The sequence below is a fragment of the Halomonas sp. 25-S5 genome (genome assembly GCF_029889845.1).
In the GTDB taxonomy this organism is placed as follows: Bacteria; Pseudomonadota; Gammaproteobacteria; order Pseudomonadales; family Halomonadaceae; genus Halomonas.
This window is the reverse complement of the sequence record NZ_JARANV010000020.1, coordinates 71379-83129: the sequence shown is the minus strand read 5'-3', so window position 1 is coordinate 83129 and position 11751 is coordinate 71379. Positions and strand designations below refer to the sequence as shown.

Annotated in this window: 8 protein-coding genes; 7 read left to right on the top strand and 1 reads right to left on the bottom strand. The window is 56.6% G+C overall.

The genetic code is table 11. The features are described 5' to 3' along the window. Positions 1 to 154: 154 nt before the first annotated feature. Positions 155 to 799, bottom strand: coding sequence for a hypothetical protein (locus OP498_RS14045; RefSeq protein ID WP_280553965.1), 645 nt, complete (start codon positions 797 to 799; stop codon positions 155 to 157). A gap of 1708 nt (positions 800 to 2507) precedes the next feature. Here OP498_RS14045 and OP498_RS14040 point away from each other — a divergent pair. The 7 genes from OP498_RS14040 to OP498_RS14010 all read left to right on the top strand — a co-directional run bounded on the left by OP498_RS14040 (position 2508) and on the right by OP498_RS14010 (position 11742). Then, complete coding sequence (locus OP498_RS14040; protein ID WP_280553964.1) at positions 2508 to 3545, top strand: substrate-binding domain-containing protein; 1038 nt, start codon at positions 2508 to 2510, stop codon at positions 3543 to 3545. A gap of 195 nt (positions 3546 to 3740) precedes the next feature. Next, entirely contained in the window at positions 3741 to 5183 is a 1443-nt protein-coding gene (locus tag OP498_RS14035) for an aldehyde dehydrogenase family protein (RefSeq protein WP_280553962.1), read from the top strand. A gap of 1 nt (position 5184) precedes the next feature. After that, positions 5185 to 5973 (top strand): shikimate dehydrogenase, encoded by a 789-nt coding sequence (locus OP498_RS14030; protein ID WP_280553961.1) that lies wholly within the window; start codon positions 5185 to 5187, stop codon positions 5971 to 5973. A 45-nt stretch (positions 5974 to 6018) separates the two neighbouring features. Further along, on the top strand, positions 6019 to 7611 hold the full coding sequence (locus tag OP498_RS14025; RefSeq protein ID WP_280553960.1) for a GMC family oxidoreductase N-terminal domain-containing protein: 1593 nt from the start codon (positions 6019 to 6021) through the stop codon (positions 7609 to 7611). A 138-nt stretch (positions 7612 to 7749) separates the two neighbouring features. After that, a complete protein-coding gene (locus OP498_RS14020; protein WP_280553959.1) occupies positions 7750 to 8754 on the top strand; it encodes an NAD(P)H-quinone oxidoreductase in 1005 nt (334 codons plus the stop codon). Between the two features lie 11 nt (positions 8755 to 8765). Beyond that, positions 8766 to 10481 carry an acetolactate synthase catalytic subunit gene (locus OP498_RS14015; protein WP_280553958.1) on the top strand — a complete coding sequence of 572 codons (1716 nt, stop codon included), beginning with the start codon at positions 8766 to 8768 and terminating at the stop codon, positions 10479 to 10481. Positions 10482 to 10518: 37 nt separating this feature from the next. Beyond that, positions 10519 to 11742, top strand: a complete 1224-nt coding sequence (locus OP498_RS14010) for an ABC transporter substrate-binding protein (RefSeq protein WP_280553956.1) — start codon at positions 10519 to 10521, stop codon at positions 11740 to 11742. Positions 11743 to 11751 lie beyond the last annotated feature (9 nt).

Sequence of the window (11751 nt, the reverse complement as noted above, 5' to 3'; positions counted from 1 at the left end):
ATCTCGTTGGCCGTCTTCAGCCCTCGGACCGCCTCCAGGGCCACCTTGGCCTTGAGCTCCGGGGAGTGGGTGTTGCGTTTCTGATTCGACATCATCGATCCCTTCAAAATCGGCCAGGCGATAGCTTAAACCAGTGTCTGGATTTCAGGGTCCACTATATTGTGTTGCGTGGATTACGCATCGCCAAGGCGTAGGATATAAATCGTTCCAAATGGCTGATATAGCCAATACTATGGCGATCATATATGTGGACTTTTTCAGCCAAAAACTGACTGAGCTGCTGGCGCACCTTCCAGGAGGGCGCGTCATCAAGCTCGAAGTACTCCAGAACCCTTCCTGATAATTTACGAACTGCCAGGCATGCCCTTTCGAGGCTGCTAGCATACTCATTACGACGACGTTCAGCTTCCAGGTCATCGGTTGAGAGGAAGTGATCGAGTCGGTTTCGCCACAGGAGCGCCATGTGGATAATATGGGCCAAGAGGGTCAGGCGCGTGACGTCATGGCCATGTTTGGCGATCTGCCACAGTGCGGCCTGGATAGGATGGTTCCCGTAGATGCCCTTGGAGCCTCTCGGCTCAGTATGCTGGTAGAGGGTTTTGATAACCCCTGGGTCCTCGTTCACTTTGGTGATAATGGAGTTGACGACATCAGTTGGCCAGGCGCTGTGGTCGATAGCGTTAAGGGTTTGAATGGCTGACAAGAGGTCATGTTGGAAGACCTCGATTCCAAACCAGTCATAGCGAGGCTGTATGGCTTCATGCAGTAATGAAAGTTCAGGGGTGCTGAATGGGTTCATCCTTGATTCTCCAGTTTTTATAGCTTTTCCGCTTTGCTCGCTGAGTTGCGACTCATGCCTAAGGCGTTAAGAAATAATTTCTTATGAACAAACATTGGGGATAAGGCGCCTAGTAGGTTGGGGTTGCGCTTTTTCAAGATTAACCGCAATGACTCGCAGACGTCTGGCGCGCTTCTCGCCTCGAGCCCACACGTGACATAATTGAGAAGCTCTAACTGTATGCAAATCGATTCAATGTCTCCCCTGTTAAGGCCATGAAACACCAGCGCGGGGATGCGAGACTTTGGTGGCAGCCACTGGGACAGCTCCCATGAGCGAAGATTGCCAAACACATATGCCATGCGATCCTTTTGACTTTCATATACGCAGGGAGGATTGCTGATGATAATAGTTTTGATTGCCGCCTCAGTGAGGTGGCTATGTCGCTGAAGTAACGGAATATGGCTAGCCAGCTGGATGCGAAGTTCTCGTGAAATGTTCGGAGAGATCGTCAGATCTTGGCACCGAACACTCCTTAGTTTGGCGATTTCCAGAGTCGGATGGGTTGCTCCGTTCTGAGGGGAAGCTTGTCGACTCTCTGTGCTCACCACAGACCGGTTGATGCCAGGTGCATTTTCCCCGCTGGCAGTATTTGTCTGCTGTGCTGTACTCGTTTCCTGCGTCATCATCTGTTCCCCGATGGTCAGTCACGTGCAGGCTACCTGCCACGTTGGCACCCACCCCGGTCCCGAAATGCCCTTGAAGGGTACAACGAGGGGGTAATCGGCCTCTGATGAACAACGATAGGGATTTTTCAGATTACGCAAGCGCCCCCAGAGCGCCCCCGTGGAGCGGAGGTAAGCGAGGCTGGAGATAGCTGAAAATGGGCTCTTGCTAAAATTATCTAAGTGTAATCAGTGATTTAGCAGTCTTTCGAGGCTGGCGGTGCGAGCGGGTGTCGCAAGTGAAAGGCAGTTAGGGAGGCGTCACGCAATGTTCTGACGGAACATCGTGTGTGTTCCGCATGCGGAACACACACGATGTTCGATTATCGGTACGTCAGTCGGTTAAATTCGCGCATCGATGAGGCTACGAGTCCAAAAGCTCCTGGCGATGCCTCAAAATGGTGGCTCTAGACCGTTCATGCGCCTTCTTGAGTGTTTCGGCCACTTTTTCCTTTGGCGCGAAACCTCTCCCGACAATGCTGGCTGTGCCAAGCGTCACATATTCGCCGTTGCGCTTTCGACTTTGCAGTTTTTTGCGAGGCGAAGATATATATAGATCTTTTTCTGTCATCGTGACGAGCCTCTGTTGGGGTTTGGTTGGTCGAATTAGTTGTAGAATAGTTACTATTATTGCCGGAGTCAAGATTTTGCATTTTGCATTTTGCAGCACAAGAAATCTTCGCAGAAACTAGGTTAAGGCTTCCGAGCAATTTCACTATACATGTGTGCTAACTATGGTGTATCGAAAAATTCTTTCCATTTATTGGGCTGTATTTGCATTGCCTTGCGATGAAGTTTTTTATTGGGTAGTATGCTTCTCCTGGTTTAAATTGAGCTGTGTTTAGTTTTGGTTGAATCCGGGGGTTGCATTTCTAGAGTGCTAGAGGCAAGCTGTCCTACAAAGCAATATTGTTTTAGTGTTGTTGGTTCGAAATGTTTCCGCGCTAAATATTGCTTCGCTAAAGTTTAGCCGTAGTACAATACCGATTTATGGTTAAGTGATCATGAGCGTTAAAAAGAAGAGAATAACTTTGGAAGATGTTGCCAGAGAGGCAAATGTATCCTTGGGTACTGCTTCTCAGGCACTTTCTTCGCCAGATAAGGTAAGACCAAAAACCTTGAAAAAGGTCATGGATGCAGTGAATAAAATGGGCTATGTACGGAATGGAGTGGCCCGCTCTCTAGCTTCACGAAGGACATGGCGGGTAGCAGTGGTGTATCCCACGCTGAAGAACCCGATGTTCTCAAACTCCATCGATTCCTTGCAGCAAAGCCTGTTGGAAATGGGCTATCAGTTGGTTATCGGTAGTCATGAGTACAACCAGAAGCGCGAGGTCAAGGTGCTTCAGGCGTTGGTCGAGAGCGGCGTTGATGGCGTGATTCTGGTGGGTACCGACCACGACGATGCAGTTTTCCGCATGCTCAAAATGTACGATATCCCCTATCTAATGATGTGGTCGACCGACGAGACGAGCTATCCGCACACTATCGGTTTCTCGAACCGCCAGGCAGCCTATGATATTGCCAGGCATGTGATCGCCAAGGGGCATCGAAAGGTGGCACTGTGCGGGGGGCCGGCAGAGGGCAATGAGCGCTCTCGGCAGCGCCGTGCGGGTTTTCTTGACGCTCTTGAAGAGGCGGAAATCACCGTCAAGCCGGAGTGGCTCATCGAGACGCCCTTCTCGCTTGATGGTGGTCGGGAGGCGGTCAAGCGTTTGCTGGAGGCTGAGGAGCTGCCAACGGTGCTTATCTGTGGTACCGATCTACACGCAATTGGTGCAATGCATCAGTGCCAGTTAAGCGGAATCGATGTTCCCGGCAGGTTGTCGATCACGGGCTTCGACGATATCGAATTTGCAAGTGCCATGAGCCCTGGGTTGACCACGGTGAGGGTGCCGATGCACGAAATCGGGGTCGAGGTTGCCCGCACCATCGTTGCGATCATCGATAACGAGGCGCCGGTCGAGGCGCTCGAGCTAGAAACGATGATAGTCCAACGAGAGAGCTTGAGAGCGCTGACGGAGAGCGAGAGAAGCATCTAAGACTAAAGGTTAATATCGGCTCCTGCGCTTACTCTGCTATCTCTTAATGATATCGAACCAATGGTGACTATCACCTTTTTTTTGAAGCCAAAAATGAAGCGCTTCATTTTTTTGGATAACAACCTGAAGCGCTTCATTTTTGTGGCGTCGCAAGCTACGTGAACGTAGCAAACCCTCGACGAGGACGATAACGGGATGCATGAGAACTACATCAATGGCGACTGGGTAGGAGCTGGCGAAGTTAATCGCAACCTGAACCCTTCCGACACGCGCGACGTAGTGGGTGAATATGCCCGCGGCGATGACGCTCAGGCTTCCCAGGCGGTCGATGCCGCCAGCGATGCCCTCGAGACGTGGTCCACATGGACGTCTGAGGCGCGTGCCGATGCGCTCGATCGGATCGGTGACCGTATCCTCGCCGACAAGGAGCGTCTTGGTGAGCTGTTGGCCCGCGAAGAGGGCAAGGCGCTGCCCGAGTCGATTGGTGAGGTCACTCGTGCCGGGCGGGTCTTCAAGTTCTTTGCCGGGGAGGCTATCCGCTTCGGCGGGGAATTCCTGCCCTCGGTGCGTCCTGGCGTCAGCGTCGAGGTGTCGCGAGAGCCTGTTGGGGTGGTGGGGATCATTTCCCCGTGGAATTTTCCGATTGCGATTCCCGCCTGGAAGATTGCACCGGCCTTGGCGTATGGCAACAGCGTGGTGTTCAAACCCGCCGACCTGGTGCCAGGCTGCGCCTGGGCGCTGGCCAGCATCATCGATGAGGTCGGAGGGCTTCCCAAGGGCGTGTTCAACCTGGTGATGGGTCCCGGCTCGAAGGTGGGCAATGCGCTGGTCACCTCGCCGAAAGTCGATGCGATCACTTTTACGGGTTCTTCGGACACGGGCAGACGGATAGCCGCGGAGTGTGCCGCCCGCGGCGCGAAGTTCCAGCTGGAAATGGGCGGCAAGAACCCGCTGGTGGTGCTGGACGATGCCGATCTCGAGCTGGCGGTTTCCACGGCCATCAATGGCGCCTTCTTCTCCACCGGGCAGCGCTGCACGAGTTCGAGTCGTCTTATCGTCGAGAAGGGTATTCACGACCGTTTCGTCGAGCGCATGCGCGAGGCCACGCAGGCACTGACGGTGGGCAACGCTCTGCATCCCGATACCCAGATCGGGCCGGTCGCTTCTCAAGCGCAGCTGGATCAGGACCTGAGCTACATAGAGGAGGCCAAGCGCTCGGGTTGCCGGCTCGAGGCGGGGGGCGAGCGTCTGACACTGGATACGCCAGGATATTATCTGACACCGGCGCTGTTCTCGCAGACCCAGAACGATATGCAGATCAACCGTGAAGAGGTCTTCGGCCCCGTGGCAACGGTGATCAAGGCCGATGATTACGAGCATGCATTGGCACTGGCGAATGACACCGTTTATGGCTTGTCGTCCGGCATTTGTACCCAGTCGTTGGCTCGTGCAACGCACTTCAAGCGCCACTCCAGTGCGGGAATGGTGATGGTCAATCTGCCAACGGCAGGCGTCGATTATCACGTGCCTTTCGGGGGGAGAAAAGGTTCGAGCCATGGACCGAGAGAGCAGGGAAGCTACGCAAAAGAATTTTTTACCAACGTGAAGACGAGTTATACGCTGGCTCAGGGAGTTTGATGTGGAAATCACTGGAAAAACGAAAATTTGCGCCATCATCGCAGACCCGATTCACCATGTGAAAACGCCGCAGGGCATCAACCGCCTTTGCGAGGAGACGGGCAAGGATGCCGTCATGGTTCCGGTGCATGTCTCGAGCAAGGATCTCATTTCAGTGGTGAATGGCTTCATGGCCATGCAGAACTTGGCCGGTTTCGTCATCACCGTGCCGCACAAGACGGCCGTGGCGAAACTCTGCGATGAGCTGAGCGACGATGCCGCACGCATGGAAGCGGTCAACGTCATACGGCGTACAGCTGATGGCAAGCTGCATGGCGCCATTCTCGATGGCAAGGGATTCGTGGCGGGGCTTCGCGAAGAAGGCATCGAGCCCGAAGGGCGCTCAGCCTATCTGGTTGGCGCCGGCGGGGCTGCCAGCGCCATCGCCTATGCCTTGGCCGAGGCGGGGGTCAGTCGTATGACCCTGGCCAACCGCACCCAGGAGAAGGCTGAAGCGCTGAGTAAACGACTCGGTGAGGCCTTCCCAGCTCTGCCCGTGAGCCTGGGGGGGCGCGACCCCAAAGGCCACGACCTCGTCATCAATGCCACCTCGCTGGGGCTCAAGGAGGGGGATCCGCTACCGCTGGACGTCGAGGGCCTGACGGAACAGCAGGTCGTTGCCGAGATCATCATGGAGCCCGCGGAGACATCTCTGCTGAAAGCCGCCAAGAGCAAGGGCTGCACCGTTCAGTACGGGCTTCCGATGCTCAAGAATCAACTCAAACTCATGGCCGAGACGATGGGGCTTTGAGCATGTTGCGATCACTCGACAAGCGGCAACGGGAAGCCTGGTGTAATGGGTAAATACGATTATGTCATCGTGGGCGGTGGAACGGCGGGTTGCATACTGGCGAACCGGCTAACGGAGGATGGTAAGTACAGCGTGCTACTGCTGGAGGCCGGCGGGCAGCCGCGGAGCCCTTGGATCAAGATTCCGGCGGGGTTCAGCAAGCTGTTGACCAACAAGACCTATAACTGGCGCTTCGAGTCATGCCCGGAGGCCGCCACCAGGGAGCGGGTGATCGCCATTCCGCGCGGCAAGGGGCTGGGCGGTTCCACCCTGATCAACGGCATGATCTACGTACGCGGCCAGCCGATCGACTACGACCGGTGGCTCGACGAAGGTGCCACCGGGTGGGGCTGGAGGGATGTCGAGCCTTACTTCAGGAAATTGGAAAATTTCGCCGAAGGCGGAGCGTCCAGAGGTAAGTGGGGCCCGATGTACCTGGAGCGCGTCAAGGAACGTTTCCCCATTTCCGATGCGTTCCTGGCAGCTGCCGCCGAGGATGGCCAGCCCTTCAACGAGGATTACAACGCAGCGGATCAGGAAGGGGTCGGGTATTACCAGGTCACGCAACGCAACGGCCAGCGCTGGAGCGTCGTGGATGGATATCTGAAACCCGCAATGGCACGCAGCAACCTGACGGTGTCGACCGGAAGCCGAGTGCTGCGTATCGACCTCGAGGGAAGCCGTTGCACCGGCGTGACCTACGAGCGTGGCGGAAAGCGTGAAACCGTGACGGCGGCACGGGAGGTGATCCTTTGTGCCGGAGCCATCCAGAATCCCCAGATCCTGGAGCTGTCCGGCATCGGCAATCCCGACGTATTGGCTAAGGTCGGCATCGAACCCAGGATCGAGCTGGGCGGCGTCGGCGAGAACTACATCGATCACTATGCCACGCGCATGAATTGGCGAGTCCGCAACACCGTCACCCTCAATGAGATGTCACGAGGACTGCGGCTGACGAAAGAAGTGGTGAAGTACTTCACCAGACACAAGGGCATATTGACCCTCGGTACGGGTCTGGTTCACGGTTTCATCAAGACGCGGCCAACGTTGAGCTCGCCAGACGTCCAATTCTTCTTCGTGCATGCCAGCTACGCTAATGCGGCGACTCGCGTTCTGGATCGGCAGCCTGGAATGACGATCGGCGTCACGCAGCTGCGCCCGACATCGAAGGGTAGCATTCATATCAAAAGTGCCGATCCGGCGGCGGCTCCTTCGATAAAGCCCAACATGCTAGCGACGGAAAAGGACTGCCAAACACTGGTAGATGGTATGAAGGTGGCTCGTAGAATCGTCGAGCAGCCAGCCATGAAGGAGTACGTGTCGCATGAAATGTCTCCTGGCACGGAAGTGCAATCCGACGAAGAGTGGTTGGAGTTCGCCCGGGAGAATGGGCAAACCATTTACCATCCGATTGGGACTTGCAGAATGGGTGACGGCGATGATGCAGTCGTAACCCCTAACCTTCTGGTAAAAGGCGTAGAAAAACTGTCGATTGCTGATGCTTCTGTGATGCCGGAGATGGTGTCGGGGAATACCCAGGGCGCCGTGATGATGGTAGCCGAAAAGGCAGCCGACCTGATTCGTGGTAGAGCCGAATAAGCATAAAGTATAACGCTGAAATTTCTTGTGATAATTCTGAGAGATGTTATTTTCAAAGCATATAATGAAGCGCTTCATTTTTTGTGACCTCATCTGCTATGAAGCGTTAGCTGGATATGACAATAAAGTGGAGGAATCATGACCCGCAGCATGCATACAAAAACGATGAAGCAAGTCAAGGCTCGGCAGCCGGGCGGTCCCGAAGTGCTGAGTGTCGTCGAGGGCGAAATTCCGGTACCAGGGCCACGCGAAATTCTCGTCAAGGTGGCAGGTGCCGGTGTCAATCGTCCCGATGTGATGCAGCGCATGGGGGGTTATCCGCCGCCTCCTGGCGCGACAGATGTGCTGGGGCTTGAGATCAGCGGTCGCGTGGTAGAGGTGGGCAGCGAGGTGTCACGCTACTCGGCCGGCGATGCTGTGATGGCGCTCGTGGCCAGCGGCGGATATGCCGAGTACGCGGTGGTGGACGAGCGTAATGCACTGCCCGTACCAGCGACGATGACCCTAGAGCAGGCAGCTGCGGTTCCCGAAACCTTCTTCACGGTGTGGACCAACGTATTTCAGCGCGGCGGCCTCAAGGAAGGTGAGACGTTCCTGGTGCATGGTGGAACCTCCGGGATCGGCACGACGGCTATACAGCTAGCCAAGGCTTTCGGGGCGAACGTGATCGCGACGGCAGGAAGCGAAGAAAAGTGTCAGCAGTGCCTCGAGCTTGGGGCAGCCCATGCGATCAACTATAAAACTCAGGATTTTGTTGAGGCGGTGAAAGAGATCACCGCTGGGCGCGGTGTCGATTTGACCATTGATATGGTTGGTGGTGATTACCTCAACCGCAATATGGAGGCGGCCGCCAACGAGGGGCGTATCGTGCAGATTGCGGTAATGAAGGGGCCCGAGTCGACTATCAATGCCTGGCTGTTGCTGGCAAAGAAGCTGTGGCTCACGGGGTCGACGCTGCGAGCACGCTCCATCGAGCAGAAGCAAAATATTGCCGAAGAGCTAGAGGCACGCGTCATGCCTCTGTGGGAGCAGGGGCACTGCCTCCCGGTGATCGACTCCACCTTCGCCATTGACGATGTGGTGGAGGCGCATCGTCGGATGGATGCGGACCACATCGGTAAGGTCGTGCTGACTTTCGAATGACAGGGGGCGTCATGGGTAGGATCGTTGCGGATAGCATCGTCGACGCGCTGGAGCGTCACGGTGTCAGCGAGATATTCGGCCAGAGCATTCCGTCAAAGGTATTCCTGGCGGCTGCCAAGCGGGGCATACGCCAGGTGGGGTATCGTACCGAGAATGCCGGAGCGGCAATGGCAGATGCCTACTCGCGAGTTTCGGGTAAGGTGGCCGTTGTTGCGGCACAAAACGGTCCTGCTGCAGCGCTGCTCGTGCCCGGCCTTGCTGAAGCCTTCAAGGCTTCCATTCCTGTGGTCGCCCTGGTTCAGGACGTGGCCGTACGCAGCCGCGAGCGCAATGCGTTCCAGGAGCTGGATCACTTTCGTCTTTTCTCCGGGGTGACTAAGTCGACTCGCCGCATTGAGTCGGCCGGCCGCGTGGAGGACGCCATCGACATGGCTTTCGTCGAGGCCGCCTCGGGCAGGCCGGGACCGGTGGTGGTGCTGGTGCCGGTGGACATCATAGACGAGGTGGCCCGGGAGGAGGATGCGTCTCCCCCTCGCCGCAATCACTACGGCCGCTACCCATTGGACAGGACGCTGGCTGACCCGAGCGCGATTGCCGGCGCAGCCGATCTGATCGCTGCGTCGCGTAGGCCGGTTGCCATTGTTGGAGGGGGCGTACATACCTCCAGCGCTTACGCGGAAATAGAGGCGCTTCAGAACCTGGGAGTGCCGGTAGCCACCACTGTCATGGGAAAAGGTGCGGTCGATGAGACCTCGCCGATGTCTGTCGGCGTGGTGGGTTACTTCATGGGGGAGGGCAGTCGCACGGAGCATCTGCGCTTCGTGCTCGAGGAGGCCGATCTCATTCTGCTGGTCGGCAACCGGACCAATCAGAACGGAACCGACAGCTGGAGCCTCTACCCGGAGGGAGCGACCTACATCCACATCGATGTCGATGGGCTGGAAGTCGGACGCAACTATGAGGCCACGCGCCTGGTAGGCGATGCCAAGTTGACCCTTGGGGCCCTGACGCAGGCGCTAGGCGAGCGGGACCTTTCGGCCATGCAAAGCTGGTCCGCGACGGTGCCCGAGCGAATCGCTCACGAGCATGCCACCTTCGATCAGCGCTTGGCCGGGGCTGTGGCGCTTTCCGCTACGCCGATTCGACCTGAGCGTGTCCTTCGAGATCTCGATGCGTGCGTGGATGGCAACAGTCTCGTGGTGGCGGATGCCAGCTACTCCTCGATCTGGGTAGCGAACTTTCTGACGGCTAGAAAACCCGGGCGCCGCTTCTTGACCCCCAGGGGGTTGGCGGGTCTCGGCTGGGGCTTGCCCTTTGCCTTGGGAGCGAAAGCGGCAATGCCGGATGCGACGGTGCACTGTGTCACCGGTGATGGAGGCTTTGGACACGTCTGGGCCGAAATGGAAACAGCGGTACGAATGGGGCTACCGGTTATCATCACGGTGCTCAACAACCAGACGCTTGGCTATCAGATGCACTCCGAACTGGTGCTTCATGGGGACTACACCGATATCTGCCATTTTTCTCACGTAGACCATGCAGGCATTGCCAATGCTTGCGGGGTGCGAGGTGTCAGGATTACGCATCCTGACGACTACTTGGTTGAGCTGAGGAGGGCCATTGACGAGAAAGTACCCACATTACTGGACGTCATGATCGATCCAGATGCATATCCGCCAATCACGAGCTATCAAGGCAGCAAGTTTCTGCCGAAAACCAACGCATAAAAAATTAGTGATACAGTAACGATCAGGAGAAGTAACCATGAACTACAATCAAAAATTCCGCCGCACAGTCATCAGCAGCGTCATTGCGACAGCCCTGCTTGGTGGTATCTCAGCCCCTGCCTTCGCCGAGGTGAAATTCGGAGCGCTCTATCCTCTCAGCGGTGGACTGGCTCTCCTCGGTGAAGAAAGCTATCGCGGCCTGGAGCTGGCAGTCGATCAGATCAATGCGAATGGTGGAGTCCAGGGAGAGACCGTCGTGCTCGAGACGGGCGATGCTGTGGACAACAACCAGGCTATCGGCGAAGCACGCCGACTGATCTCTCGTGAAGACGTCAAGGCGATCTTCGGTACCTATGCCTCTTCACGCTCCATCGCCGCCTCCCAGGTAGCTGAAATGAGCAAGGTGCCCTACTTCGAGCTGGGTGCCGTCGCCGACGATGTTACGGAGCGCGGGCTGAACTACGTATTCCGTACCAACCCGACTGCCTATCACATGGCCGAGACCATCATCGACATGCTGGTCGAAGGCATCGCTCCCGAGCTCGGCGTCGACCCGACCGAGCTGCGCATCGGCATCATCCATGAGGATTCCAACTACGGCTCGTCGGTGGGCAAACACCAGCGTGCATTTGCCGAAGAGCATGGCCTCAACATCGTGATGGAAGAGCATTATCCGGCGTCAACCGTGGATATGTCTTCCATCGTGCTTTCACTGCAAGAAGAAGACGTCGACGTCGTTCTGCAGACCTCCTATCAGGACGATTCGGTTCTGTTCCTTCGCCAAGCCAACGAGCGCGATTACCGTCCAAAGGCGATCATCGGCGGCGGTGGTGGCTACTCCATGACGCCGACTGCTGAGGCAGTGGGACACGATGTGATCGACGGTGTCTACGATGTCGACTTCACCCAGTACAACATCGACCCGGAGTTCGCTCCCGGCATCGAGGACTTCGTGGCCTCTTATGAAGAGAAGTACGAGGAATCTCCCCGCTCTGGCCACTCCCTGATGAACTACGCGGGAGCACTTGAACTTCTTCGTGCCATCGACGCGGGTAGCGGATTCTCAGCCGATGAGATCAAGGAAGCCGTGCTGGCGATGGACGTCCCCGTTGGCGGAACGGCAGCCGGTATCGGCATCAAGATCGGCGAGAATAACCAGAACGAGCGTGCCAGCATGATGGGTATGCAATGGCAGGATGGCGAGTTGGTTACCGTTTATCCGGAAGGCGCCAGTGTTGCCGACATGCGGTCTAGCCAATAATAACCCCGA

Bases quoted from the DNA above. Each gene is read 5' to 3' on its own strand.
- OP498_RS14010 (WP_280553956.1), top strand. From the start codon at position 10,519: ATGAACTACAATCAAAAATTCCGCCGCACAGTCATCAGCAGCGTCATT.
- OP498_RS14020 (WP_280553959.1), top strand. From the start codon at position 7,750: ATGACCCGCAGCATGCATACAAAAACGATGAAGCAAGTCAAGGCTCGG.
- OP498_RS14035 (WP_280553962.1), top strand. From the start codon at position 3,741: ATGCATGAGAACTACATCAATGGCGACTGGGTAGGAGCTGGCGAAGTT.
- OP498_RS14025 (WP_280553960.1), top strand. From the start codon at position 6,019: ATGGGTAAATACGATTATGTCATCGTGGGCGGTGGAACGGCGGGTTGC.
- OP498_RS14040 (WP_280553964.1), top strand. From the start codon at position 2,508: ATGAGCGTTAAAAAGAAGAGAATAACTTTGGAAGATGTTGCCAGAGAG.
- OP498_RS14045 (WP_280553965.1), bottom strand. From the start codon at position 799: ATGAACCCATTCAGCACCCCTGAACTTTCATTACTGCATGAAGCCATA.
- OP498_RS14015 (WP_280553958.1), top strand. From the start codon at position 8,766: ATGGGTAGGATCGTTGCGGATAGCATCGTCGACGCGCTGGAGCGTCAC.